At 72.2% G+C, this 25,803-nt stretch carries 18 protein-coding genes; 7 read left to right on the top strand and 11 right to left on the bottom strand.

Annotated elements, in window-relative coordinates:
• Positions 1-6: 6 nt before the first annotated feature.
• A complete protein-coding gene (locus ACODT0_RS21150) occupies positions 7-1,218 on the top strand; it encodes an NAD(P)/FAD-dependent oxidoreductase (RefSeq protein ID WP_489042195.1) in 1,212 nt (403 codons plus the stop codon).
• A gap of 22 nt (positions 1,219-1,240) precedes the next feature.
• Here ACODT0_RS21150 and ACODT0_RS21145 read toward each other — a convergent pair whose 3' ends face one another.
• Positions 1,241-1,654, bottom strand: a complete 414-nt coding sequence (locus ACODT0_RS21145; protein ID WP_409976586.1) for a hypothetical protein — start codon at positions 1,652-1,654, stop codon at positions 1,241-1,243.
• Entirely contained in the window at positions 1,651-2,760 is a 1,110-nt protein-coding gene (locus tag ACODT0_RS21140) for an ATP-dependent DNA ligase (protein ID WP_489042194.1), read from the bottom strand. Before ACODT0_RS21140 ends, ACODT0_RS21145 begins: the two co-directional genes overlap by 4 nt.
• Before the next feature lie 157 nt (positions 2,761-2,917).
• Here ACODT0_RS21140 and ACODT0_RS21135 point away from each other — a divergent pair, with 157 nt between their 5' ends.
• The 4 genes from ACODT0_RS21135 to ACODT0_RS21120 all read left to right on the top strand — a co-directional run bounded on the left by ACODT0_RS21135 (position 2,918) and on the right by ACODT0_RS21120 (position 10,925).
• Complete coding sequence (locus ACODT0_RS21135) at positions 2,918-3,682, top strand: DUF1266 domain-containing protein (RefSeq protein ID WP_057597151.1); 765 nt, start codon at positions 2,918-2,920, stop codon at positions 3,680-3,682.
• Positions 3,683-3,888: 206 nt separating this feature from the next.
• Complete coding sequence (locus ACODT0_RS21130) at positions 3,889-6,993, top strand: hypothetical protein (protein WP_489042193.1); 3,105 nt, start codon at positions 3,889-3,891, stop codon at positions 6,991-6,993.
• Positions 6,990-8,705, top strand: a complete 1,716-nt coding sequence (locus ACODT0_RS21125) for an SWIM zinc finger family protein (protein ID WP_489042192.1) — start codon at positions 6,990-6,992, stop codon at positions 8,703-8,705. The genes ACODT0_RS21130 and ACODT0_RS21125 overlap by 4 nt, the downstream gene beginning before the upstream one ends.
• Positions 8,706-8,984: 279 nt before the next feature.
• The gene (locus tag ACODT0_RS21120) at positions 8,985-10,925 is read left to right on the top strand and encodes a reverse transcriptase family protein (protein ID WP_489042191.1); all 1,941 of its coding nucleotides are present in this window, start codon (positions 8,985-8,987) and stop codon (positions 10,923-10,925) included.
• 45 nt (positions 10,926-10,970) lie between these two features.
• Here ACODT0_RS21120 and ACODT0_RS21115 read toward each other — a convergent pair whose 3' ends face one another.
• The gene (locus ACODT0_RS21115) at positions 10,971-11,555 is read right to left on the bottom strand and encodes a PaaI family thioesterase (RefSeq protein ID WP_489042190.1); all 585 of its coding nucleotides are present in this window, start codon (positions 11,553-11,555) and stop codon (positions 10,971-10,973) included.
• A gap of 601 nt (positions 11,556-12,156) precedes the next feature.
• Between ACODT0_RS21115 and ACODT0_RS21110 the strand changes: the two genes are divergently transcribed.
• Together ACODT0_RS21110 and ACODT0_RS21105 are read left to right on the top strand one after the other, a co-directional pair.
• Positions 12,157-13,011: a PA4780 family RIO1-like protein kinase gene (locus ACODT0_RS21110; RefSeq protein WP_489042189.1), complete on the top strand. Its 855-nt coding sequence runs from the start codon at positions 12,157-12,159 to the stop codon at positions 13,009-13,011.
• Positions 13,012-13,055: 44 nt separating this feature from the next.
• Positions 13,056-13,982 carry an ABC transporter substrate-binding protein gene (locus ACODT0_RS21105; RefSeq protein ID WP_489042188.1) on the top strand — a complete coding sequence of 309 codons (927 nt, stop codon included), beginning with the start codon at positions 13,056-13,058 and terminating at the stop codon, positions 13,980-13,982.
• Positions 13,983-13,998: 16 nt separating this feature from the next.
• Here the strand turns inward: ACODT0_RS21105 and ACODT0_RS21100 are convergent, their stop codons facing one another.
• The 8 genes from ACODT0_RS21100 to ACODT0_RS21065 all read right to left on the bottom strand — a co-directional run bounded on the left by ACODT0_RS21100 (position 13,999) and on the right by ACODT0_RS21065 (position 25,803).
• The gene (locus ACODT0_RS21100; protein ID WP_489042187.1) at positions 13,999-15,267 is read right to left on the bottom strand and encodes an NUDIX hydrolase; all 1,269 of its coding nucleotides are present in this window, start codon (positions 15,265-15,267) and stop codon (positions 13,999-14,001) included.
• A 37-nt stretch (positions 15,268-15,304) separates the two neighbouring features.
• Positions 15,305-16,687 (bottom strand): cysteine--tRNA ligase, encoded by a 1,383-nt coding sequence (gene cysS / locus ACODT0_RS21095; protein ID WP_489042186.1) that lies wholly within the window; start codon positions 16,685-16,687, stop codon positions 15,305-15,307.
• A gap of 181 nt (positions 16,688-16,868) precedes the next feature.
• Entirely contained in the window at positions 16,869-17,327 is a 459-nt protein-coding gene (locus ACODT0_RS21090) for a vWA domain-containing protein (protein WP_489042206.1), read from the bottom strand.
• A gap of 212 nt (positions 17,328-17,539) precedes the next feature.
• Positions 17,540-18,622: a magnesium chelatase ATPase subunit I gene (locus ACODT0_RS21085; RefSeq protein WP_489042185.1), complete on the bottom strand. Its 1,083-nt coding sequence runs from the start codon at positions 18,620-18,622 to the stop codon at positions 17,540-17,542.
• Positions 18,619-22,431, bottom strand: a complete 3,813-nt coding sequence (cobN, locus tag ACODT0_RS21080; RefSeq protein WP_489042184.1) for a cobaltochelatase subunit CobN — start codon at positions 22,429-22,431, stop codon at positions 18,619-18,621. Before cobN ends, ACODT0_RS21085 begins: the two co-directional genes overlap by 4 nt.
• Positions 22,432-22,444: 13 nt before the next feature.
• Positions 22,445-23,506, bottom strand: coding sequence for a cobalamin biosynthesis protein CobW (gene cobW, locus ACODT0_RS21075; protein WP_261215910.1), 1,062 nt, complete (start codon positions 23,504-23,506; stop codon positions 22,445-22,447).
• 19 nt (positions 23,507-23,525) lie between these two features.
• Entirely contained in the window at positions 23,526-24,203 is a 678-nt protein-coding gene (locus ACODT0_RS21070) for an energy-coupling factor ABC transporter permease (protein WP_489042183.1), read from the bottom strand.
• 43 nt (positions 24,204-24,246) lie between these two features.
• Complete coding sequence (locus ACODT0_RS21065) at positions 24,247-25,803, bottom strand: PepSY domain-containing protein (protein ID WP_489042182.1); 1,557 nt, start codon at positions 25,801-25,803, stop codon at positions 24,247-24,249.

The following is a 25,803-nucleotide window of genomic DNA, read 5'->3' as shown; positions in this document are numbered from 1 at the left end:
TCCAAAATGACCCAACGAATCCTGGTTGTAGGCGCCGGCTTTGCCGGCATGTGGAGCGCCTTGAGCGCCGCGCGCGCCCTCGACATGGCAGGCCATGTGAACGACGGCGTGGAGATCCTGCTGGTCGCGCCCGAACCCACGCTGCATGTGCGCCCTCGCCTCTACGAAGTGCCGCAGGAGGCGATGAAGGCGCCGCTGCAGTCCGTCTTCGACACCGTCGGTGTGCGCTTCCTCGCGGCGCGCGCGGAGCGCATCCGCACCGATGCGCGGGAGGTCGACGTGGTCGACGCCGCGGGCGCGCGCCAGACGCTCGCCTACGACAGGCTGGTGCTCGCGGCCGGCAGCCAGCTCTTCCGCCCGCCGGTGCCCGGCCTGCATGCGCACGCGCTGAGCGTCGACCAGTACGAGGACGCCGTGGCGCTCGACGCGCACCTGCGCAAGCTCGCCAGGCAGCCCTCCTCGCTCGCGCGCAACACCATCGTGGTGGTCGGCGGCGGCTTCACCGGCATCGAGACCGCGGCCGAGATGCCCGCGCGGCTGCGCGAGATCATGGGCGGCGACATCGAGCCGCGCGTGATCGTCGTCGAGCGCGCCGATGCGATCGGTCCCGACCTCGGACCGGGCCCGCGACCCGTGATCGAGAAGGCGCTGAAGTCGCAGGGCGTCAGCTGGCGGCTGGGCGTGGAGGTCGAGAGCATCGACGCCGAAGGAATCACCACCTCGGGCGGCGAACGCATCGAGGCAGCAACGGTGATCTGGACCGCCGGCATGCGCGCGACCGCATTGACGCAGCAGATCCCCGCCGAGCGCGATGCCGCGGGCCGGATCCTCGTCGACCGCAACCTGCAGGTGCCGGGCGTTCCGAACGTCTTCGTCACGGGCGATGCCGCGCGCGCCGCCACCGACGACGAGGGCAATGTCGCGATGATGTCGTGCCAGCACGCGATGGAGCTCGGACGCTCGGCCGGCCACAACGTCGCGGCCGACCTGCTGGGGCTGCCCAAGATCGCCTATTCGCAGCCGAAGTACGTGACCTGCCTGGACCTCGGACCCTGGGGCGCCGTGTACACCGAGGGTTGGTCGCGCGAAGTGAAGATGGAAGGTGCCGAGGCGAAAGCGCTCAAGCACCAGATCAACACCGAGTGGATCTATCCGCCCACCGGCGACCGCGCCGAGATCCTGCGCTCGGCGGATCCCGGCCGCATCGTCGTGGCCTGAGCCGCGGCGCGGCTGCCGGGTGTCAGTACCCGGTCCGCTTCCAGGCGATGCCGTCGGTGGAGCGGTAGGTGCCGCCGGTGGCGCAGCAACCGCCGGCACCGACCGCCATGCGGCCCAGTCGGGCCGTCATCACGCTGCCCTCGACCTGCAGCGACTGGCGCTGGCAGACGCTGAAGAAGGGATAGAACTCGGGCTTGAGCACCGAGGTCCATTCGACCTCGCCGCCCTCGAGGCTGCGCACGCTGTAGACCTCGCAGTCGTTCACGACCAGGTGGATCGGCCGCCCGGCGAAGGTGCCGCGGAACATCAGTTCGGGCGGCGCGTCGCGCGTGATCTGCGCCTCCTTGCTCAGCGGTGGCGGCGGCTCCGGCCGCTCGCAGCCCGCGAGCGCGACGATCATGGCCAGGCCGCAGGCGATGCGGTGCAAGCCCCTCACGCGACGTCGCTCCCGTCGTCGCGCTCTTCTTCCGCGACGGCACTGCGGTCCTTGATGCGCGTGACCTGCGACAGCAGCGCATCTTCGGCCGCCATGTCGGGCCGCTGCCCGCGATAGACCGGCTGCTCGAAGCTGCCACCCGCATAGCGGTAGAGATAGCGCACCTCGACCAGCGTGCCCGGCGCGGGCAGCGCCTCGTTCGGCGGCACGGTGACGTTGCCGAGATCGACCAGCACGCCGGCCTCGTCGCGCAGGCCCACGGCCACCGAGCGCTGCGCATTGACGCGCAGCACCTCGCAGGTCGCGCTCTGCTGGAACTTGAACTTGAGGCTCGCGTTGCTGCGCCCCGCGGCGAAGGGCGCGCCCAGCGCCTTGAGCACGAAGCCCTCGCCATGCGCGGCACGCAGCTCGGCCGCGCGCCGGTGCTTGGCCGAGGCCTCGGTCTCGAGCGGCAGCACGGCCATCCACGGCAAGGCGATCGCGAAGGCCTCGAGCCGGCGAAAGCGTTCGACGAAAGCCTGCGCGCGCAGGTCCTCGCCGCCGGCCTGGAGCAGGTCGAAGGCCAGGAAGCCGTCGCCCACGTGCTCGCCCGCGATCACCGCGCTGCCGGCCGGCAGCGCGGCGGTCACGACCCAGGCCTGCGGGATGTCGACGAACAGGCCGCGGCGGTTTGTGCCGCGCACGGCGCCCTCCTCGATCAGCAGCATGCGGTTCTCGCCATCGGCCTTTTCCTGCAGGCCCCAGCCGGGGTCGTCGAGGTAGCGCGCGAGTTGCGTCTCGGCGATCAGGGTCGGCAGCTGCGGCAGCTCGCCACTCATGCGGCCCGCGAACTCGGAAGCGGTGTAGAGCGCGCCCGAGGCATCGGTGGTGTAGCCCTTGCCGGTCTTCTCCTTCACCACCTTCTGGTAGATCTTGAGCGCGGCCTCGTAGCCGACCGGGCTGCTGGTCTTGGTGCCGGTGGCCAGCGTGCCGCCGCGCCGGCCGTTGCCGTAGTCGACCACCCAGCCCTCGTCCTTCGGCCGCAGGTGGACCTGGTAGACCTTGTCGGAGCCCTGGCCCGTGAAGTAGAGGAAGCTGGATTGCGCGAGAGGTTCGGTGCTGGACATGGCGGCGGATGCGATGGAACGAACGGCGCCGTGGCATTGCACGACGCTGCGATGCTACACAGCACGCGCCACGACGCCGAATGACTTTAGGCACTGGCGAAGCGCGCCCGGCGCACCTAGCCTACGCCCGCACAGGCGAACACAAGGGGGCGGCGCCATGGGATTCCTGGACAAGGTCCGCAAGCTTTTTTCATTCAGTTTCAATCGGCTCGAGAACGGCACGCCGCTCACGCCCGCGCAGCATCGCGGCCTCGCGCTCGGCGCGGTGTACGCGGCCGAGTCCTACCTGCCGATCAACGCGCTCACCACCGAATCCGACCGCGCCACCGCCGTGGCGCTGCTGGCCTCGGCCTGGGGCGTCACCAACGCCAGCAGCGCGCGCGAGGTCACGGAGTCGCTGCTCTCGCAGGGCCACCGCGCCCACTACGCGGTGGTGAACCCGCGCGTCGAGCGCCTGCATCGCGGCAGCCGAAGCGACGCGGCCGCGGTGGCGCAGGCCAATCTCGCGGCGCTGCGCGGCGAGGCGGTGGCGCGCGGCCTCGATCTCGAGAGCACACGCAACTACTACGAAAGTTGGCACGAAGCGGCCGAGGAAGGCCTGTTCGACAAGCTGCCGCGGCCGCTGCCCGCGAGCATCATGGCCTGGGACATGGGCCGGCTGGTGCAGCTGCACCGGCTGATCCAGGACGCGCAACTGCTGCGCGCCGAGGAGTCGTGGAACGCGATCGCGAGCGCGGCGCGCATGGCGCAGCCCTCCTACCAGTCGTGGCGCGACTTCGGCGACAGCTTCGTGGTCGGGCGCGCGTTCTGGCTCGCCACCCACGATCTCGACCGCATCGCCGAGGACACCGACACCTTCCAGCGCGCCACGGCCCACCTGCTCTCGCACGAGCACAGCCCGTGGCGGCAGATGGCGTGGTGAGCCGCCGCTCATTCGCGCGTCATCGAAGCATGCAGCTGCAGGGCCTAAGATAGGCGGCTGCCCCGATCGGCCACACCGCGCGATCGGGGGCATTCAACCGAAGGCAGGGAGGCCTCCGCGTGAAGCGCATTCGATCCGAGAAACTCACACGAACGAGACCGGGGACATCGGCGGTCACGGAACACGTCACCATCGAACTGTTCGAGTTGCCCGCCGATGCCGGGCACGTGGTGCACCTGAGCAGCAGCCGCGACGGACTGCAGTGGCGCGAGACCGTGCTGACGCCCGCGCCGCTCGCGCTCGACAAGGCGATGGCGGTGTTCGGCGATGCGCTCGCCGCGCAACTCGCGCGTGGCCTCGCGCTCGAAGGCGCGCCGCTCGTTGCATCGGCACCCGCGACACCAGCCACCGTCTCCTCTTCTGCGGCCGACACTCTTCTTCTGAACCGCATCGCGCCCGATGCCTGGCGCCTGCTGCCGCCGCTGCGCCGCGGCCGCACCGTGTGGCGTCTCGGTGAACGCCGGCTCGCTCAGGCGGTGCCGCGCCTGGTCGAGCTGATCGAGACCGGCGACGCGATGCTCGACTACTGCATCGCCTGGGCCATCGGCCGCTGCGGCGACGCGGGCGCCTTCGAGGCGATGGTCGAACTCTCGCGCCGCGCGACCGACCCCAAGGTGACGCGCATCGCGCGCTGGGCCGCACTCGCGCTGTGGCCGGCCGAACGGCGTGCCGCGGAGGCCGAGCGCATCGTCGACGACTGGCCCGGCTCGCTGCGCCGCGCCTGGACCGAGGTCCAGGTGATGCCGGTGGCCGATGGCGCCGCGCTGCTGCGCGAACGGCTTGCCGATCCCGCGCACTGGCAGAGCCTCGCGCACACCGACTGGACGCAGCAGCTGTTCGAACTCGCACTGCTCGAAGGCCTCGACGAGGACCAGCCCGCCGGGCTGGCGCGCAGCGCGCTGCACGACGTGGCGCAGCAGCTCTCGCCGGCCGCGGGCAGCTTCCGCGCCTGGCGCCGGCTCTACAAGGGTGCCGAGTTCGCGGGCGACTACCGCCTGCTGGGCCTGCTGAACCAGCGCATCGAAACGCAGCGCGCGGGCTTTCGCGGCACCAGCCAATGGGCGATGCTCAACGGCCGCTACGTCGACATCGCGAAGGAGATCGTGCGCCCCGACAGCCGGCTCGCGCTGAGCCAGCGCACGCACGACTACCTGCGCCGCCGCACCTGGCGCACCCTGCGCCGGCTCGCGCTGCGCGGCGCGGCCGACGAACGCGACTGGCTGCGCCTCGCGATGGGCGTGCTGCTCGCGGCCGATGATGCGAACGCGGCCGTCTCGGCACGCCATGAAGACGCAGGCTGGAACCGCGAGACGCGCGTCTGGCACAGCGGCCCCTACAGCCGCTGGCTGGTCGTGATGCAGCTGCTGCACCGCCACGATCCCGAATGGACCGCGCTGGCCGGCGGCCTCTACTGGCGCCGCGAGACGCCACCGGCCGAGCGCCGCGCGCAACGCGGCGAGGCCTGGCCCGAGCGCTGGGACCGCCATCCCGAGGCGCTGCTGCAGCTGATGCAGCAGTCGCGCTGTGCCGGCGTGCATGCCTTCGCGGCGCGCGCGCTGCAGGACAACCGCAGCTTCTGCCAGGCACTCGATGGCGCCCAGCTGCGCGAGCTGCTCGCGAGCACCTGGAGCGACACGGCGCGTTTCGCCCTGGCGCTGGTGCGCGAGCGCATCGAGGCCGGTGAGCCTGCCGGCTCATGGCTCGTGCCGCTGATCGATTCGCCACTCGACGAAGCACGCCGCCATGCGCTCGACCTGATCGCCGAGGACCCGGCGCGTTACAGCCGCGACGTCGAACTGCTGCTGCGCCTGCTGGTCTCGGCCGACGCCGAGGTGCGCCGTGCCTCGCGCCTGCTGCTGCAGGCCGCGGCCGGCCAGCCCGAGGCCGCGGACAGCTTCGACGCACTGTGCACCGCGCTGCTCGACTGGCTCGCGCGCTGCGATGCGCAGGCGCCCGAACTCGCAGCCATCTGCGAGAACCTGCAATGGGCGCTGCAGAACCCGCTGCGCGAAGCCGGCTCGAAGGCGCCGCTGGCCGAACTGCTGGCCTTGTTCGACCACGCGAGCCCCGACGTGGTCGCGCTCGCGGCCGAGTGGCTGCTGCTGCATCCGGCATCCGTTCAAGGCCTGCCGATCGAGGTGCTGACGCGATTGCTGCAGTCGGACGACGAGCGGCTGCGCGGCGCCGGCGTGCGCCTGTTCACCGCGCTGCCCGACGACACGCTGCTCGCACAACCCGCGCTGTTCGCCGTGTTCTGCGCCAGCCCGATGCCGCGCGTGCGCAGCGCGGTCGCGCCCAAGCTCGCGCAGCTGCTGCCCGATCACCCGGACTTCGGCGCGGCGCTGATGCCGATGCTGCGCGACGAGCTGTTCCGCACCGAGGCGGCCGAGGGCGTGTTCGATTCGCTGCTGCAGTGGCTGTGCGGGCCGCTGGCCGCGCACACGCGCGCGGGCGACAGCGCCACCACCGTGCGGCTGCTCGAGGCGCGCAGCAAGGGCGCGCAACGGCTGGGCGCCTGGCTGCTGCCGCAGCAGCCGGCCGAGGCCTTCGACGTGCTGCAGACCGCGAGCCTGGGGCTGGTCGATGCCGCCGCCGCGCGGCAATGGGCCTGCGAGCAGCTCGCCGCGCGGCCCGAGCGCACGCTCGCGCAGCTCGACGACGCGCTGCGCATCTTCGACAGCCGCTGGGACGACGCGCTCGCCTGGGCGCGCCAGTGGTTCGCGGCACAGGGCCAGTCGCCGCAATGGACGCCCGCGCTGCTGGTGCGCCTGTGCGACCACAAGGATCCCGGCGCGCAGCGCCTGGGCCGCGAACTGCTGACGGCGCACTTCGAACTCACCGACGTCACCACCTACATGCTGCAGCTGAGCCAGCATCCCTCGAGCGGCATGCAGCTGTTCGTGACCAACTGGCTGGCGGCCGCCGCGGGCGGCAAGCCCGAGGTGCTGGCGCGGCTCGAGCCCTACTTCCTCACCGTGCTGTCGCAGGCCAACCGCGGCCGGCTCGCGAAGGCGCGCGTCAGCGAATTCCTCGCGGCGCAGGCCGAGCAGTCCGAAGAGGCGGCGCGCATCGTCGCGCGCGTGTTCGCGCGCCAGGCCGTGAGCGGCGCCATCACCGAGCGCGCCCGCTACGTGGCCGGCCTGCGCAGCATCCAGCAACGCTATCCGGCGCTCGAGAACCCGCTGCAGGCCGCGCCCGTGCGCGCCGTCGCGCCGCGCCGGGCCGCCGTCGCCGGAGGTACCGCCGCATGAAGTTCCAGTACCGCTATTTCGGCCACTCGGGCGCGCAGCAGACGCCCACCAGCACCGCGCTGCAGTTCGCGCCCGACACCCTGCGCGCGCCCGTGCACTTCATCGGCGAGGTCAACCGCCACCTGCCGTTTCGCGAAGGCATGTCGGCGCTGCACGACGTGGTGGTGGGCGACCTGCGCTTCCAGCCGCGCGACAAGAGCGCCTACCTCGAATGGCTCGCGAGCCAGGAAGGCGAGCTGCTCGCGCAGTACATGGCGCGCAGCGACGAGCTCAAGGCCCGCATGGCGCCGCTGCGCGAGGAGCTCGACGTGCTGCGCCAGCGCAAGTCGGCCATGCTGCAGCCCTTCTACAAGGCGCAGAAGCGCTACTTCGACCACCTCTACAAGGTCAACCGCGAAGCCTGGTTCGTGCTCGACCCGGTGATCACGGTGCATCCCGACCGCGTGTTCTTCGAGTGTTTCAGCCAGGACGAGTCGAGCTACGGCATGTTCTCCTGCGGCCACGAGGTCTTCGACCGCGTGAGCGACCATGCCTTCGGCACCACCAACGTCGACTACTCCGAGTCGCTCTACGACGAGTTCCAGAAGATCCGCGACTACAAGGCCACGCGGTTGGCGATCGATCCCGGCGGCTTCCAGGTGCAGAGCGGCAACGACCCGGCCTTCCACGAACCCAAGATCGAGGTGCCCGATAGCTGGGTGCGCGGCTTCCTGCAGGTCAGCAGCGCGATGCTGCTGCCCGCGCACCGGCTGCAGCTGCATCCGATGGACGTGCACAACATCTGCCTGGTGCTGCGGCGGCGCAAGGAGCGCGCGGGCCCGCGCTCGCTGCGCTTCATCCTGCGGCCCGGGCAGCCGGTGCGCATCCTGTTCGAGCCCTGGGGCCATGAACTCGTGTGCCCGCGTTCCTCGCACGACGCGCCCGCCGACATCGACATCCGCGTCTGGGGCCGGCGCCGGCTGCTGCAGCTCGAACGGCTGGTGCCGGTGGCGCAGGGCTTCACGGTGCACCTGCTGGGCACCGGCATGCCGAGCTTCTGGGTCGCGCGGCTGCCCGACATGGAGTTCACGCTGGGCCTGTCGGGCTGGACCGCCAACGACTGGTCGCGCAACGGCCACTTCGAGCTGCTGCAGCCGCGCCACGACGTCGACCAGGACAGCCTGCTGCGCGTGTTCGCGGCGCTCGGCGAACGCTGGCGCGCCACCACCGCCGAGCTGGCCGCGGCCACCGGGCTCTCGCGGCTCACGGTCGAGTCGGCGCTCGGCGGCTATGTGCAGGCCGGGCGCGTGGTGTACGACATCGCGCACGGCGTGTGGCGCCTGCGCGAACTGAGCCGCGAGCCGCTGCCGATGGAGCGGCTGCGCCATGCCAGCCCCGAGGAAGCGGCCGCGGCCGAACTGGTGCAGGCCGGGCGCCTGAAGGACGCGAAGGTCGAGGCTCGTGCCGACGGCGGTCTGCTGCTCAGCGGCCTGTGCGGCACCAAGTCCTCGCGCCAGTACCAGGTGCGGCTGCAGCTCGATGCCGACCAGCGCGTGGCCACCGGCGAATGCCAGTGCGACCACTTCATCCGCCTGCGCATGACGAAGGGGCCGTGCGAACACATGCTCGCGCTGCGCCTGGCCACGGCCTCGGCCGCGCTGGCCCTTGGCACCACCGCGGGCGCACCGACGCCCGCGACCGACTCGGAAGAAAGGACTGCAAGCATCGGCTGATACACTGGTTTTGCGAGCGGGGCGGGAAGGCTCTTGCAATCCGGATGGCGCATCGCCATCCTCGATCTCAGCACTTCCCAGGCTTCACTGGACATCTCTTCACTGTGCCGTACGCGCATGGTGGCGCGATGACGGTGCGGCTTCTTCGAAGCTCATCGCGCCACCATGCGCGTACGGCGTCGAGTGGAGCTGTCCAGTCCTCAGGCTCTTCGACGAGATTCCCGTCCCGTTCGCATCTTTTTTCTTCCAGTGCATCGGTCCATGCGGCGCACACCGCCCATGACCCCACCCCCTCCCTCCTCCGTACCCGATTCGGCACTCACGCGCGAGGAGCTCTACGCGCGCATCCGCGCGAGCTCCAAGCAGGAGGTCGTGCTCGAGGAGATGCAGCGCCTGGGCTTCTGGCCGCGCGACACGGCGCAGCCCACGGTCGAGGCGCAACTGATCCGCCGCGAGGGCGAGCTGCAGACCGCGCTGAGCGAACTCGGCAACGAGCTGCGTGGCATCGAGGACCGCGAGACCGCGCTCAAGGCCATGCGCAAGGAACGCATGGCGCGGGCGCGCGAACGCCGCGAGGAAACGCGCCAGCGGCTCGCGCAGCAGCGCCATGCGCGCGCGCTCGACTGGCACGGCCGGCGCCAACGCGAGCTGCTGTACCTGGGCGAAGGCGTCTCGGGCGGGCTCAACGAGGCGCGCAGCGACGAGCAGTCGCTCGCGCGCCATGCGCTGCCGGCGCTGCACGACGCCACCGACCTCGCGCGCGCCATGGGCCTGGAACTCGGGGAACTGCGCTTTTTGGCCTGGCACCGCGAAGTCGCGCGCGTGAGCCATTACCAGCGCTTCACCGTGCCCAAGAAGGCTGGCGGCGAGCGCCGGATCTCGGCGCCGATGCCACGGCTCAAGCGCGCGCAGTACTGGGTGCTCGACAACGTGCTGGCCAAGGTGCCGGTGCACGAAGCGGTGCACGGCTTCCTGCCGGGCCGCTCGATCCTCAGCAATGCCGCGCCGCACGTGGGGCAGGCGGTGGTGGTCAACCTCGACCTCCAGGACTTCTTTCCCTCGATCGGCCTGCGCCGCGTGCGCGGCGTGTTCCGCCAGCTCGGCTACTCGCCGCAGGTCGCGACCCTGTTCGCGCTGCTCGCGACCGAGGCGCCGACCGACGAGGTCGAGCTCGACGGCGAGCGCTACTTCGTCGCGCGCGGCGAGCGCGTGCTGCCGCAGGGCGCGCCCACCAGCCCGATGCTCACCAACCTGCTGTGCCGCCGGCTCGACGCGCGGCTGGCCGCCTGCGCCGCCAAGCTGGGCTTTCGCTACACGCGCTATGCCGACGACCTGAGCTTCTCGGCCGATGCCGAGCATGGCCGCGATGTCGGCAAGCTGCTGTGGCGCGCCAAGCAGATCGTGGCCAGCGAGGGCCTCGTGGTGCATCCCGAGAAACAGCAGGTGATGCGCCGCCACCAGCAGCAGCACGTGACCGGCATCGTGGTCAACGACAAGCTCTCGACCGACCGCGACACCCTGCGGCGCTTTCGCGCCGTGCTGCACCAGGCCGAGCGCCACGGTCCGCAGGGGCTGCACTGGAACGGCCAGCACGACGTGGTCGCCGCGCTGCGCGGCTATGCGAACTTCATCGCGATGGCCGATCCCGCGCGCGCCGAGCCCTACCTGCGGCGCGTGAAGGCATTGGCCGCGAAGCATGCGTCGGCGCCCGCCGTCGCGCCGGCGCCGGCCCGCGCGCCGCTGCCCGCGGGCCACTTCCGCCAGCAGTCGGCCGCCGGGCTCGCGCCCCTGCCCACGTGGTGGCAGCCCGCGCGCGCGCCCGAGCCGGTGCTCGAGAAGACGCCCGAGCAGATCGCGGCCGAGAAGAAGGCGAAGCGCGAGGCCGAGCGCGAACGCCAGCGCGCGCAGGACGAGGCACGGCGAGTCGAACAGGCACCGCCACGCAACGACACGCGCCCGGCCGAACCCGCCGCGGCCGCGCAACCCGCGAAGCCGCGCAGCGCGCTGTCGCTGCTGGGCCTGTGGGTCAGCATCGCGATACAGGGCACCTACGTGCTGGGCTTCCTGCTGTCGCTGCGCGATGCCTGGCTGATCGGCCTCGTGACGGGCGCGGTCTGGGTCGCCAACATCTACCAGCGCAAGGCCGGCTGGATGCGCTTCTTCATCGCGCTGATCGCCGGCTCGGGACTCTCGGCGGTGCTGCGCAAGATGCTGGCCTGACAAGGCCGGCCCCAAAAGCGAATCGCCCCGAAGGGCGATTCGCTTCTAGGACGCGGCCGATGTCGACGGCCTCGACACGGCGGCGGGCGCCGGCGCGCGCATGTCGAACAGCCGGCACTCGGTGGTGGCCTTGGCATACAGCGTACCGTCCGGCCCCACCAGGCTGGCTTCGGCCAGCGCCATGCGGCCTTCGATGCGCGTGACGGTGGCCTCGGCGCGCACGCGCCGCACGTCGAGCGTGAGGCCCTTCACGTAGCGGGTCTCGAGGCTGGCGGTGGTGTAGACCTGCCCCGGCGGCAGCGATGCGAGCACCGCGCAGCCCAGCGCCGAATCGAGGATCGAAGTCATCCAGCCGCCATGGATGGTGCCCATGGGATTGAGGTATTCGCGTTGCGGCGTGCCCTGGAACACGGCCGAGCCCGGGCGTGCCGCGATGGCATAGAAGCTCAGGTGCTTGGCGAACTCCGCATAGGGAAGCTGCCCGTTCATCATCGCGTGCATGACTTCGAGGCCGCTCTTGCCGACGAGCTGCGCGGGCCGTGCCACGCCGACACCGGGACCCGAATTAAGCAATTCGACTACCTCGCGTTCCTCGGCAAGCCACAGGTCCAGTCGTTGTTCAGGCGTCATTTGAAAAGATCTCGAAAGCGGTGCGGATCGGATCGAGAGAAGCGGCACGCGAGGGTGCGTTCTCATGCATCTTCTTGTGGCAACCAGTTTAGCAATTGCATGCTGCGAAGACGATGGTTTCGGGCGTCCGCGCCACGCATTCCTTGTCGAATCCTGAAGCCATGTGCGATAGGTGGCGCTGTCGCGCGCCGAACACAGCGCCGGCCTCGTGCCAACAACCTGCTTCACAGTTGCCGCGCATGCGACTACATTCGCAACCCTCGACAACCACGCACCACAGGAGGTACGCAATGAACAAGCCAGTCCTTGCCCCCACCACCGTCTCGGTGCCCGGCCGCTCGACCGCATTGCGCGCACGCCGCTGATGCCTTCGCCGCGCTGAGCGTCGCAGCCCCCGCGCTGCACGCGACGCCGCCCCGCCCGAGATTCGCCAAGCCCGCCGCGCGCGCCATCGCGTGCGGCGCCCGGTCTTTCGTTTCCGAATCAAGGTGCCCACACCCATGCTCGATACAGCAGCCGCGCACGCGCGGCATCGTTTCGTTTTCTCTTTCACCCTGCGCTTCGCCGCGCTCGCTTCCTTCACGAAGAAGGAGGCCGCACAGTGAAGATCCCGCCCCGACTCCAACCCCTGGTCGACGAAGGCCTGATCGACAGCGTCAGCCGCCAGCTCATGAGCGGCAAGGAGGCGATGGTCTACGTCGTGCACAGCGGCGACGAAGCCCGCTGCGCCAAGGTCTACAAGGAGGCCGACAAGCGCGCCTTCCGGCAAGCGGTGGACTACACCGAGAACCGCAAGATCCGCAACTCGCGCGAGCGCCGCGCCATCGCCAAGGGCACGCGCTTCGGCCGCCGCATGACCGAGAGCCACTGGCAGAGCGCCGAGGTCGATGCGCTGCACCGGCTGGCCGACGCGGGCGTGCGCGTGCCCGAGCCCTTCGGCTTCTGGGAGGGCGTGCTGCTGATGGAGCTCGTGACCGACGCCGAGGGCGCCGCCGCGCCGCGGCTCAACGACGTCGAGTTCACGCCCGACGATGCACGGCGCCATCACGCCACGCTGGTGCGCGAGGTGATGCGCATGCTGTGCGCGGGCATCGTGCACGGCGACCTCTCGGAGTTCAACGTGCTGCTCGGCGCCGGCGGCCCGGTGATCATCGACCTGCCGCAGGCCGTCGATGCCGCGGGCAACAACCATGCGCAGCGCATGCTGCTGCGCGACGTGGCGAACCTGCGCGAGTTCTTCGGCCGCTTCGCGCCCGAGCTGCACGAGACGCGCCATGGCGAGGAGATCTGGCATCTCTACGAGCGCGGCCTGCTGCGACCCGAGACGCAGCTCAGCGGCGCGCCGCCGCGCGACACCGGGCCGGTCGACCTCGGCGAGGTGCTGCGCGCGGTCAACGATGCGCGCGCGGAGGAAGCGCTTCGGCGCGAGCGGCTGGCGAACCGGGGCGAGCCCTGAGCCCGGCGGCGACAATCGGCGCAGCACCGCCCCCCTCCTCCACGATGTTCCAGCCCCCCGACCTCGCGCCCTCCCCGCGTCCCGCGCGCCACTTCGCCTCGGCGCTCTCGCTGGCCGCGGCCTTCGCGCTCGGCGGACCGGCGCTGGTCCATGCGGGCGTGCGGCTCGACGACGACCGCGGCAGCGTGCTCGAGCTGCCGGCGCCCGCGCGGCGCATCGTCTCGCTGATGCCCTCGCTGACCGAGACCGTCTGCGCGCTCGATGCCTGCGACCGGCTGGTGGGCATCGACCGCCATGCCAACTGGCCGGTGGCGGTGCAGCGGCTGCCGCAGGTGGGCGGCATCGACGACGCGAACATCGAGCGCATCGTCGCGCTCAAGCCCGACCTCGTGCTGCTGCGCCCGCGCAGCCGCGCCGCCGAACCGCTCGAGCGGCTCGGCATCCGCGTGCTGGCGCTCGATGCCAAGACCCATGCCGACATGCGCCGCGTGATGGAGACCGTGGCGCGCGCCACCGGCCAGCCCGGCAAGGGCGAGGCCTACTGGCGCCGGCTCGATGCCGGCCTCGACGCGGCACGCGCACGCGTGCCCGCGCTCTGGCAGGGCCGGCGCGTCTACTTCGAGGTGCATGGCGGCATGGCGGCCGCGAGCGAAAGCTCCTTCATCGGCGAGACGCTCGCGCGCCTGGGCCTCGCGAACGCAGTGCCCGGCACGCTGGGGCCGTTCCCGAAGATGAGCCCCGAGTTCGTGGTGCGCGCCGATCCCGACGTGCTGATGGTGTCGGCGCTCGGCGAGCTGTCGGCAATGGCCGCGCGGCCCGGCTGGTCGGCGATGAACGCGATCAAGCGCGGCCGCGTCTGCAGCTTCGCGTCGGCGCGCTTCGACCTGATGATGCGGCCCGGTCCGCGGCTGGACGAGGCGGCCGATGCGATCGTCGACTGCCTGGCGCGGCTCGGCGATCCGCGCTCCTGAGGACGGCGGGCCGCGCTCAGTCGGGCGCGTGGCGCACGACGAAGCCGCGCGCGGGCGCAATCCATTCGACCGCCGCATCGTCGGGCCACGCCACGGCCGCGCCCTGCGCGCTGCCCGAGAACAGCATGCGCTCCTCGACCAGCAGGAAGCGCCGTGCTGCGGCCTCGTCGCCGTCCAGCACCCGCAGCGTCGCGCCGCCGAGGTCCAGCGATTCCCCGGTCTTCGGCGCGACCGCACGTGCCTCGGGCCAGCCGGTGGCCGAAGCCTCGCCGCGCGTGGCCAGCACCCAGCGCACCGGCCCCGGCGCCGCGGCGCGCAGCGCCTCGCCCGGCACCGGATCGATCAGCGCCCAGCCTTCGTCGCCCCCCACGAAATGGCTGTGCGTTCCATCGGCGCCCGTCGCGCGCCACACGCGCGCCGACAGCCGCATCGACAGCCCCGCCTCGTGCGCATAGCGCCCGCCGCCCTGCCCGTCGGGATCGACCAGCGCCACCTCGTCGTAGGGCGCTTCGTCCACGTTCACCGGCCGCCGGCCCTCGGGACCGTCGGCCAGCCGTGGCATGTTGAGACGCACGCGCGCACGGGCGCGCGCCTGCGCGAGGCAATCGGCCACCGAGGCGAAGCCCGCGAGCTCGAGCAGCACGCGCCGCGTCACGTTCATCAACTTGAGCCCGAGTGCCGGGCTCGCGGCCTCGGCCGGCGGCAGCCAGCGGTGCTCGACGATCTCGAAGCCGTCGACCTGCACCTCCTGCCCGGGAGGCATGGCCGCGACGAAGAAGCGCGTGTCGAAGCGCCGCGGCATGCCGGGCGGCGTGAGCCAGTGGCTGAAATAGGCAAACTGGTCGACCGCCAGGCGCCAACCCTGGGCGTCGCACAGCGCGAGCAGCGCCTCGGTGCTGTCGGCCACGGCGGCGCGCATCGCGGCCAGCCGCTCCGGATCGATGCGATCGAGCGCGACCAGCGCGCCCTCGGCGTCGTTCGCGAACAGCACGCCGGCCTCCTCGAAGCATTCGCGCACCGCCGCGGCGTAGTAGTCGAGGCCGCCCGCGGGCAGCGCGAGCCGCGCGCTCGCGGCCGCGTCGTCGAGCCCGGCACAGCGCGTGTGCAGCTCGCGGTCGTGCGCGTCGACCACGCCGCCCGGGAACACGCTGGCGCCGCTGTTCTGGTCGTCGGGCTTGTCGGCCCGGCGCAGCATCAGCACCTCGAGGCCGCCGGGCCCGTCGCGCAGCAGGATCAGCGAGGCGGCGGTGCGGATGGGGCGTGGCTTGGGCGGCGTGGCGTTCATGGGAAGCGATTGTCGGTCCGCGGCCGCCGGCCTGCTGTCACCCGCGTCCACGGCTGAGCCGGGGCCCGGCCGCGCCGTCCTCGACCTGCCAGCCCTGCGCGCGCAGGTCCTCGCGCAGCCGGTCGGCCCGGGCCCAGTCGCCCGCGGCACGGGCCTCCAGCCGCTCCTGCGCCAGGGCCGCGATCGCCTCGGGCACCGCGTCGCCCTCCTCGCGCCATTCGGCCAGCCGCAGCCCCAGCACCGCCTCGAACACATCGACCGTGGCGCGCCGCGTCGCCGCCGGCAGGTCGCTGCGCACCAGCTCCCACAGCACGGCCAGGCCGCGCGGCAGGTTCAGGTCCTGCTCGACCTCGGCGCGAAAGCGCGCGACGAAGCTCGCGTCGGCCATGCCGCCCTCCGGCCAGCCCGCATAGGCGCGGCGCAGCCGGTCGAGCGCCGACTGCGCGCCCGCGATCGCGGCCTCGTTGAAGCGCAGGCTGCTGCGGTAGTGCGCGCCCAGGCACAGGTAGCGGTAGGCCAGCGGATCGATGCCGCGGTCGACCAGCGTCTGCAGCCGCACGAAGTCGCCGTCGGACTTCGACATCTTCAGGTCGTCGTCGAGCGTGAGGAAATGGCCGTGCAGCCAGAAGTTGGCGAGCCGCGTGCCGTGGCAGGCCTGGGTCTGCGCGATCTCGTTGCTGTGGTGCACGCCGATGTGGTCCTCGCCACCGCAGTGGATGTCGAACCAGGGGCCGAGGTAGCGGGCCGACATGGCCGAGCACTCGATGTGCCAGCCCGGGAAGCCGCGGCCCCAGGGGCTGTCCCATTCCATCTGCCGCTGGGCGCCGGGCGGGCTGAACTTCCAGAGCGCGAAGTCGGTGGCCTCGCGCTTGTCGCCCATCGCCACGCGCTGGCCCGCGCGCAGGCCGGCCTTGTCCAGCCGCGCGAGGTGGCCGTAGTCGTCCTGCTTCGAGGTGTCGAAGTAGATGCCGTCGGCGGTGCGGTAGGTGAAGCCCTTGCGCTCGAGCTCGGCGATGAAGGCGAGCTGCTCGGGGATGTGGTCGGTGGCGCGCGGCCATTCGGCGGGCTCGCGCAGGTTCAGCGCGCGCCAGTCGGCGCGGAAGGCGGCGGTGAAGCGCTCGGCGATGGCCCAGGCCGACTCGCCCGCGCGGCGGCTGCCCTTCTCCATCTTGTCCTCGCCCTCGTCGGCGTCCGAGACCAGGTGGCCCACGTCGGTGATGTTGACCACGTGCCGCACCTCGTGGCCGCCGAACTCCAGCACGCGGCGCAGCAGGTCCTCGAACACGTAGGTGCGCAGGTTGCCGATGTGGGCATGGTCGTAGACCGTGGGACCGCAGCAGTAGAGCCCCACCGGGCCGGGGCGCAGCGGAACGAAGGGGCGCAGGGAGCGCGACCAGGTGTCGTAAAGGACGAGGGACATGCGTGTGGACTCTCGAGGTCGTTGCAAAAAACAAAAAGGCCACCAGTCTTGCAACGGGTGGCCATGGGCATGCGGGTTCGCGTGAAGTCGCTCTAGCCGCCATCTCCCCATGGCAGAGCGCGACAGCAGGTGCCGGCGAGGTGGAGCGAAGGACGGGTGGACATGGCCGGCATCCTAGCCGCTAGGCCTGCCGCGGGTCAAACGCGGCCGCGTCGAGGTAGCGCGCGTCCCACGCCGCGGCCAGCGACTGCGCGCGATGCAGCGGCACGCGCGCGGTCTCGAAGCCGACCACGCAGGCCACGTCGGCCGACCCGGGCCGCGCGGGCGACTCGGCGCTGCGGCCATCGGTCAGCAGCCAGAGCCAGCGCCGCCGATCGGCATGGCGCTCGAGCAGCTCGTCGGCGCGCTGCACGCCCAGCGCCAATGGCGTGCCGCCACCGGCGCCGATGGGCGCGATCCAGTCGTCGTTCCAGGCGCTGGCGCGGCGCGGCGGCAGCCGCAGCTCGACCACCGAGCCCGCGAAGCACAGCAGCGCGACATGGTCGCGGCGGCAGTAGGCCTCGTCCATCAGCGCGAGCAGCAGGCCCTTGGCACGCGCGAGGCTGCCGTCTTTACGCATCGAGGCCGAGGCATCGAGCAGGAAGCAGTGCAGCGCGCCCTCGCGCGTCTCGCGCGGGCGGCGGCGCAGGTGCTCGCGGCGCAGCGGGCCGGCGCCGCGCGCGGCGAGCGTGCGCGGCCAGTCCAGCGCCGCGTCGGCGGCGGCGATGCCATGCCAGGCTTCGCGGCCCGGCCCCGATGACGCCTGCCTCCGGTCACCCTGGCGCGCGCCAGCGGGTGCGGTGTTCCGGAGGCTCAGGCTTTTTTTGCGAGCGAGGTGGCCGGGATCAGCGGGCGCAGCGGCTTGACGCGCGCGACGCCGACGGGCTCGGGGGGCAGCGCGCCCCAGTCGCCGTCGCCGTCGCCGTCGCCGGCATCGGCACCATCATCGATGGCGCTCTCGCCCTCGGCGGCCGAGGGCGGTGGCGCGCTCGACGACTGCGCGGACGGCGCCGCCTCCACGCCCGGCTTGCGCCGGTGCAGCAGCACGGCCTCGGCCACGCGCCGCACATGCTGCTCGCCGATCGCCTGCGCTCCTTCGAGCGCGGCCAGCGCGCGCGCCGCGCGCAGCATCACGAGGTCGGCGCGCAGGCCATCGACCTGCGCGGCGATGCACAGCGCGCCCACGGCCTCGTGCACCGCATCGCCATACGGCAGCGCGTCGGCATCGGCCAGCGTCGCGCGGGCGCGCCGCAGCGACGCGGCGAGCTCGGCCTCGGCCGCCGCATGCCGCGCGCGAAAGCCCTCGGGATCGCTGTCGAAGGCCAGCCGCGCGCGCACCACGGCCTGGCGCTCGGCCCGGTCCTCGAGGTTGCGCAGCCGCACGCACAGGCCGAAGCGGTCGAGCAGTTGCGGGCGCAGGCTGCCCTCCTCCGGGTTCATGGTGCCCACGAGCACGAAGCGCGCGGCATGGCGGTGCGAGATGCCGTCGCGCTCGACCGCGTTGACGCCGCTGGCGGCCGCGTCGAGCAGCGAATCGATCAGCGCATCGGGCAGCAGGTTGATCTCGTCGACATAGAGCACGCCGCCATGGGCGCGCGCGAGCAGGCCCGGCGCGAACTTCAGCGCATGGCCGGCCAGCGCCTGGCCGAGATCGAGCGTGCCCACCAGGTGCTCGAGGCTGGCGCCCAGCGGCAGGGTGACGAAGGGCGCGCCGGGCAGCAGTTCGGCCAGCGCGCGCGCGGCCGTGGTCTTGGCCGTGCCGCGCGGGCCCTCGATCAGCACGCCGCCGAGCGCGGGATCGGCCGCCGCCAGCAGCAGCGCCTCGCGCAGCAGCGGCTGGCCGGCGATGGCGGAAAAGGGGAACGACGCCGGCAGCGGCGCGGCTTGGGTGGTCATCGCGTGTGTCCTTCCATCCGCTGCTCGTGCGCGAGCAGCAGGTTCTCGATGCGTTCTCGGTAGTCGCCGGGCGACTGCCAGAGGCCGCGCTGCATGGCCTCGAGCAGGCAGCTCAGCATGTCGTGCAGCGCGCGTGGATTGTGTGTGTCGACGAAATCGCGGTTGTCGTCGTCGAGCACGTAGGCGTCGGCCACCATCGCGTACTGGTGGTCGCCGACCACGCGCGCGGTGGCGTCGAAGCCGAACAGGTAGTCGACCGTGGCCGCCATCTCGAAGGCGCCCTTGTAGCCATGGCGGCGCGCGCCCGCGATCCACTTGGGATTGACCACGCGCGCGCGCACCACGCGGCCGATCTCCTCCTTGAGCGTGCGCACGCGCGGCGCCTGCGGATTGCCATGGTCGCCGTGGTACATGGCCGGCTGGCGCCCGCTCAGGTGGCGCACGGCGGCGGCCATGCCGCCCTGGAACTGGTAGTAGTCGTTGGAGTCGAGCAGGTCGTGCTCGCGGCTGTCCTGGTTCTGCAGCACCACGTTCATTTCGCCGAGGCGCCGCACCAGCGCCTCGGTGGCGGGCACGCCCTCGCTGTCCTGCCCGTAGGCATGGGCGCTGCCGCCGACATAGGCGCCGGCGAGGTCGTCGTCGCTCTGCCAGTCGCCGCTGTCGAACAGCGGCTGCAGGCCCGAGCCGTAATGGCCCGGCGCCGAACCGAACACGCGCCAGCCGGCCTGGGTGCGCGCGGCCTCGGCCGGCAGGCCGCCGGCCTCGAGCGCCGCGGCTTCGCGCAGGATGCGCGCGCGGATCGGGTTGCGTTCGGCATCCTCGTCCTCCTGCGCGGCCACGGCCTGCACGGCCGCGTCGAACATCTGCACCGCGGCCGGAAAGGCATCGCGGAAGAAGCCCGAGATGCGCAGCGTGACGTCGATGCGCGGACGCCCGAGGCCGACCGTGGGCAGCACCTCGAAGTCGACCACGCGCTGGCTGCCCGCGGCCCACTTCGGCCGCACGCCGATCAGCGCGAAGGCCTGCGCGAGGTCGTCGCCGCCGGTGCGCATGGTGGCCGTGCCCCAGACCGACAGGCCGATGCCCGCGGGATAGTCGCCATGCTCCTGCAGGTGGCGCTCGACCAGCTGGGCGGCCGACTTGAGGCCCAGCATCCAGGCGGTGGGCGTGGGAATGGCGCGCGTGTCGACCGCGTAGAAGTTGCGCCCGGTGGGCAGCACGTCGGGCCGGCCGCGCGAGGGCGAGCCGCTGGGCCCGGGCGGCACGAAGCGGCCCCGCAGCGCGCGCGACAGCTGCAGCAGCTCCTGCGCGCCGCAGGCATCAAGCGCGGGCGCGAGCTGCTCGGCGATGCGCCCCAGCACGGCGGCGGCGCGCGGCATGCCGGCCGGGCATTCGCCCGCTTCGACGAGCCGCGTCGCCAGCAGCTCGAGCCGCTCGCGCGTGTCGCCCTGGTGGCGCCAGGGGTCGGCGCTCACCGCCTGCAGCAGCGCGGGCCGCGCGCCCTGCCAGGGTTTTGCGGGCTCGATGTCGAGCGGATCGAAGTGCTCGCCGGGCAGCAGGTCGTGCGACAGCGCACCAAGCAACCCCGCATCGGCGCCGCTGCCATCGCCCGCCGGATAGCGCGCCAGCGCCAGCAGCGTGTCGCGCCGCAGCCGGCCCTCGGGCGAGGCGCCAAACACATGCAGGCCGTCGCGGATCTGGGTTTCCTTGAGCTCGCAGAGGTAGGCATCGACGCGCGCGAGCACGGCGTCGTCCTCGGCGCCCGCCGCGTCGAGCTCGTCGACCAGGTGCTGGGCGCGCACGGCCGCGAGGATCTGGGCGCGCAGCACGCGCGCGCGGCGCGCGTCGACCAGCAGCGCGTCGTAGTACTCGTCGACCTGGCGCTCGAGGTCCTGCATCGGGCCGTGGTTCTCGGCGCGCGTGAGCGGCGGCATCAGGTGGTCCACGATCACGGCCTGGGTGCGGCGCTTGGCCTGCGCGCCCTCGCCCGGGTCGTTGACGATGAAGGGATAGACGTTGGGCAGCGGCCCGAGCACCGCGTCGGGCCAGCAGGCCTGCGTCAGCGCGATGCTCTTGCCCGGCAGCCATTCGAGGTTGCCGTGCTTGCCGACATGCACCACCGCGTCGATGCCGAACACGTCGCGCAGCCAGAAATAGAAGGCCAGGTAGCCGTGCGGCGGCACGGCCTCGGCGTCGTGGTAGCTCGCATAGTCCTGCGAGCCCGAGAGGTTCAGCGCGCGCGCGGGCTGGATGCCGACGAAGACCCGGCCCAGCCGCAGGCCCGCGATCATGAAGCGGCCCTGGCGCAGCATCGGATCCTGCTCGGGCGGGCCCCAGCGTTCGTCGATGGCCGCGGCCATGCCTTCTGGCAGCGCGGCCAGGCGCGCGCGGTAGTCGGCCAGCGCGTAGCTCTGCCAGGCGGGCCGCGCGGGCCATTCGCGCGGGTCGTTGGCGATGCCCTGCTGCAGGGTCTGCATCAGGCTGTCGCCATCGGCCGGCAACGCCTTCGGATCGCCGAGCGCATAGCCTTCGGCGCGCAGCGTTCCGAGGATCGCGATCACTGAGGCCGGCGTGTCGAGCCCCACGCCGCTGCCGATGCGACCTTCGCTGCCCGGGTAGTTGGCGAGCACCAGTGCGAGCCGCTTGTCGGCCGCCGGCAGGCTGCGCAGGCGGCACCAGCGGCGCGCGAGCTCGGCCACGAAGGCGACGCGGTCGGGCTCGGCGCGGTAGCCCACCACCTCGGTCTGCGTCAGCTCGCAGCGATGCAGCAGGCCCTTGAAGCTCACGGCGCGCGTCACGATGCGGCCGTCCATCTCGGGCAGCGCGACCTGCATCGCGATGTCGCGCGGCCGCAGGCCCTGGCCGTAGTCCAGCCAGTCCTCGCGGTTGCCGCCGCTCACGATCACCTGCAGCACGGGCGCGTCGCCGGCCAGCGCCGGCTCGCCGCCCTCGCCGCCGTCGTGCCCCAGCGCCGCGAAGGCGGTGGTGTTGAGCACCAGCTGCACCGCGTGCGTGGCGCAGAGTTCGCGCAGCGCCGACAGGCACAGCGGGTCCTTGAGCGAATCGAGCGCCAGCGGCAGCGGGTTCAGTCCCTCGGCCGACAGCGCCTCGGCCAGCGCGTCGAAGGCGGCCGTGTTGCCCGACAGCAGGTGCGAGCGGTAGAACACCAGCGCCACCACCGGCGCGCCGGGCCGCCAGCGCGCGCGCAGGTCGTCGATGCCGGGCACGGCCGAGGTGGCGGGCAGCCCCGGCACGTGCAGCGCCACCTGCGGCAGGCTGCGCGGCGGCAGCGGCTCGTCGCCATGGCGCAGGCCATGGAAGGCCACCGCGCGCAGGAACTGCAGCGCATTGGCCGGGCCGCCCGCGCGCAGGTACTGCCACAGCCGGTGGCAGACGGCGCGCGGCGCGGTGCTGCGCGCGAGCAGGTCCTCGTCCTCCTGCAGGTCGCCCGAGAAGATCGCGAGCTGCTGGCCGTGCCGGCGCGCGAGCTGCTCGAGCTGCTGCAGGCCGTAGGGCCAGGCCGAGGCCGCGCCCAGGTGGTCGACCACCACCACGCGCGCATGCCGCAGCACCTCGTCGGCATAGAGGTCGAACGAGGCCGGCTGGCGCAGGTACATGAGGTTGGCCAGCCGCAGCGAGGGATAGCCGGGATCGCTGGCCGCGAGCGCGCCGCGCGCGGCCGACAGCAGGGCCAGCGTGGTGTCGGCCGAGCTGAGCACCACGATCTCGCCCGGCGTCTGGTCGAGCCGGGTGACGACGCCCGGGTCGTCCTCGACGAAGCGTCCGGGCTGGGTGCTCAGCAGGTGCATGAAGCGAGCGCGCTCAGGCCGGCAGCGCCGCGCCCTCGAGCACCTCGCGCAGCGCGGCCTCGTCCAGGTCCTCGCCGATGAAGACCAGTTGCGTGCGCGGTGCCTCGCCGTCGCGCCAGCGGCGATCGAAGTGGTGGTCGAAGCGCCGGCCCACGCCCTGCACCAGCAGGCGCATCGGCTTGCCCGGCACGGCGACGAAGCCCTTGACGCGGTAGATGGTGTGGCGCTCGACCAGCGCGGCCAGCGCGGCCAGCAGCCGCTCGCGGTCCATCGCGGGCAGGTCGATCACCAGCGAGTCGAACTCGTCGTGGTCGTGGTCTTCCTCGTGGTCGTGGTGGCTCTCGCGCAGGTGGATGGTGGTCTCGGCCGCGCGGCCCTGGCCCAGCAGCAGCGCGAGCGGCAGCTTGCCCTCGGTGGCCGTCACGATCTTGACCTCGGGCGGCAGTTCCTCGCGCACCAGCGCCTCGACGCGCGCGCGCGCGGCCTCGTCGAGCAGGTCGGCCTTGTTGAGCACCACCAGGTCGGCGGCCGAGAGCTGGTCCTCGAACAGCTCGTGCAGCGGCGACTCGTGGTCGAGGTTGGGGTCGGAGCGGCGCTGCGCATCGACCGCCACCGGGTTCTCGGCGAACTGGCCCGCCGCGGCGGCCGGGCCGTCGACCACGGTCACGACCGAGTCGACGGTGAAGACGTTGGCGATGTCGGGCCACTGGAAGGCCTGCACCAGCGGCTTGGGCAGGGCCAGGCCCGAGGTCTCGATCAGCACGGCATCGAGCTGGTCGCGGCGCTCGGCGAGCTGCAGCATCACGGGCAGGAATTCCTCCTGCACGGTGCAGCAGACGCAGCCGTTGGCGAGTTCGTAGAGCGCGCCCTCGCGCTCGTTGCCCTCGTCGTCGCAGCCGATGCCGCAACCGCGCAGGATCTCGCCGTCGATGCCGAGCTCGCCGAACTCGTTGACGATCACCGCGATGCGGCGGCCCTCGGCATTGCCGAGGATGTGGCGCATCAAGGTGGTCTTGCCGCTGCCGAGGAAGCCCGTGACGATGGTGACGGGGATTTTTGCGTTGCTGGTGGTCATGGAGGGTTCCGAAGTTCTTTCAGGCGCCGGTGTAGAGGCGACGTTCGACGAAGGCCGAGCCCTGCAGCCGGCGCCAGGCCTTGGCACCGGCGAGCACGCCGAGGTCGACCAGCGGCTCGACCAGCACCACCGTCATGTAGGCGGCGCCGAAGCTGGCGATCTCGCCGAGGTTCGCGAGCCCGGTGCCGCGGCCGTAGAGCGCCCAGAAGCCGACCCACACCACGATGCCGCCCTGGTAGGCGACCGACAGCTTGAAGGCCTCGCGGTAGCCGATGTCCACATAGGCCAGCTTCTCGGGAATGATGCGACGCGCGAGCACGGCGGTGGCGAACAGCGGCACCAGCAGGGTCGTGACGTTCATGCCGTACTGCGGCAGGTCCTGCGGCTCGAAGAACAGGCTCTGCACCAGCAGCCCGCCCGCCAGGCCGATGGCCGCGGGCGCGAGCCCGAACACCAGCAGCAAGGTGGTGCCGAGGATCAGGTGCACCTCCGACACGCCCACCGGGTGGTGCGGCAGCACCTCGAAGAAGCAGAACACCAGCGCCACGGCGATCGCCGAGCGCAATGCCAGGGCGGCCAGGCCGTCCTTCAGCAGGGTGTCGAAAGCCACCTTGCCCGTGCAGGCGAGCGCCGCGGCGCCGGTGGCATAGCTGAGAAAGATCTTGGTCGTGTCGACGAGACCGGGTTCGATGTGCATGGAACAGCTCCTGGAGGGCACCGCAGTGCGAAAGTGGATTGGATCATGGACGCGCGAGCGCCACGGTGGGAGAACGCGAGCGCGGCCGCAGCCGGCGCCAGCCGATCACCACGCCGCTGGCCGAGGCCACGGCGCCGACGATCGACAGCAGCCACACCACCAGGTCCCAGGCCGGCCGGTACTGGATCAGCCAGGGGAAGTCCAGGCTGTGGGCGGCATTGAAGAGCCAGCGCCGCAGCCGCGCATTGCGGTCGCTGCTGCCGGCCAGCTGGCCGTTGGCCGGGTCGATGTAGAGCCGGGTGCGCGCGGGATCGTCGAACTCGAGGCGCCAGACCGGCAGCACGCGCTCGCGGTGGTGGCCGTACCAGTGGAAGTCGTAGGCGGTCTGCAGCACGGCCTCGCTGAGCGTCGCGCCGGGGCGCAGCCGGGCGGCCGCGCGCACGATGTCCTCGCGCGCGATCGAAGCCGGCGCGCCGCTCGCGGCATCGAGCACGCGCACGCGTGCCTGCGCATCGCGCAGCTGCAGCAGCGGCCGGCCGTCGAACCATTGCAGCAGTGCCTCGCGCGGTGCAGCGGCGCCCTCGCCCGCCGGCGGCATGGCGGGCGGCCACGGAAAGGTCGATATCTCGCCGCCGGTGTAGCGCGCCACCGCGGCCGCGTCGACCGGGTTGCGCTCGAACCAGCGGTTCGGGTTCATCGAGAGCCAGCCGCTCACGATCCAGGTCAGCACGAAGAAGCCGCCGACCAGGCCCGCGATGTGGTGCCAGGCCATCCAGCCGGTGTAGGGCGTGACGGACCCGTTGCGAAAGCGCCGGCGCAGCCGGATGCGCAGGATGCCGATCACGATGCCGGTTACGGCCGAGACGATGCAGGCGGCAGAGAGCCACACCACCACGTCGTGCCACAGCGGCGGATCGGCGCGCAGCGGCGTGAAGTAGATCCAGTGCGGCACCGAGCCGAGCCAGTTCCAGAAGCGCTCGGAGCGCGTGGTGTCGCGCACCACCTCGCCGGTGCGCGCCGACACGTAGAGCTCGGTGTCCGCCGCGTCGTTGAGTTCGATGCGGTGCAGCGGGCGCAGCGGGTTGAGGCCCTGCGGCACGGTCCACTGGTCGCGCTCGAGCGTCTCGGCCCAGCGCGCGCCGGGCTGGCCCGAGAAGTCGCGCGCCACGGCCTCGGCCTGCGCGGCGTCGGTGCCGGCCAGCAGCCGGCCGTCGCGCGCCGACACCGCATGGCGGCCGCCGCGCGCATCGACGATGCGCCACACCGGCTGCGGCTGCGCGCCGCCCTGCATCTCGAGCGCGACGCGGCGCGGCGGCTGCTGGCGCGCTGCTTCGGGCAGGGCCTCGAGCGCGGCCACGGGCGAGACCCGGGCCTGGCCGACGTCGAGCGCGCGCAGGCCCGCGAGCCGCTCGCCCTCGGTGAGCGTGGGATAGCCCACGTACATCATCACCACGCCCGAGACGAACCACATGACGAACAGCAGGCAGCCGCCGATGCCGAGCCAGCGGTGGGTCCAGTAGAGCCAGTGGCGCGCGAGCGGCCACGCGCGCTGCCAGGCAGTGCGGCGATCGGCGCGGGCGCGGCGCGCGGCGTGCGTCAT

It is taken from the genome of Variovorax sp. FG153 (assembly GCF_057809595.1).
The sequence above is the reverse complement of the archived record's forward strand: the minus strand, read 5'-3'. Positions and strand labels throughout refer to the sequence as shown.